Below are 680 nucleotides of genomic sequence, written 5' to 3' on the forward strand. Positions count from 1 at the left end.
CCGATCATCCGGTCCGCCGGGATCCGCACGTTGTCGAAGTACACCTCACGCGTCGGCGACCCCTTGATGCCCAGCTTCTTCTCCGGCGCACCGAAGGACACCCCCTCGTCGCCCTTCTCCACCACGAACGCCGAGATGCCCTTCGACCGCTTCTCCGGATCCGTCACCGCCATCACCGTGTAGAACTCGGACACCCCCGCGTTGGTGATCCAGCGCTTCACACCGTTCAGCACCCAGAAGTCCCCGTCCCGCACCGCCCGGGTCTTCATCCCCGCCGCGTCCGAACCCGCCTCCGGCTCCGACAGGCAGTACGAGAACATCCCCTCGCCCCGCGCCAGCGCCCCCAGGTACTTCGCCTTCAACTCCTCCGAACCCGACAGCTGCACCGGCAGCGACCCCAGCTTGTTCACCGCCGGGATCAACGAGGACGACGCGCACACCCGCGCCACCTCCTCGATCACGATCACCGTCGCCAGCGCGTCCGCCCCCGCACCGCCGTACTCCTCCGGCACGTGCACCGCGTGCAGGTCGTTCCCCCGCAACGCGTCCAACGCCTCCTGCGGGAACCGCCCCTGCTCGTCCACCTCCGCCGCGAACGGAGCGATCTTCGCCTCGGCCAGCGAACGCACCGCCTCACGGAGCATCCCGTGCTCCTCGGAGATCCGGAAGAGATCGAAGTC

1 protein-coding gene is annotated in these 680 nt (G+C 68.5%); it reads right to left on the bottom strand.

Annotated features, from left to right (window positions below; genetic code table 11):
- The coding region (locus ACLWS4_RS37240) for an acyl-CoA dehydrogenase family protein (RefSeq protein WP_416876456.1) at window positions 1–680 on the bottom strand (680 nt) is incomplete at both ends.

This window comes from Kitasatospora sp. SC0581, from assembly GCF_048159585.1.
Lineage (GTDB): Bacteria > Actinomycetota > Actinomycetes > Streptomycetales > Streptomycetaceae > Kitasatospora.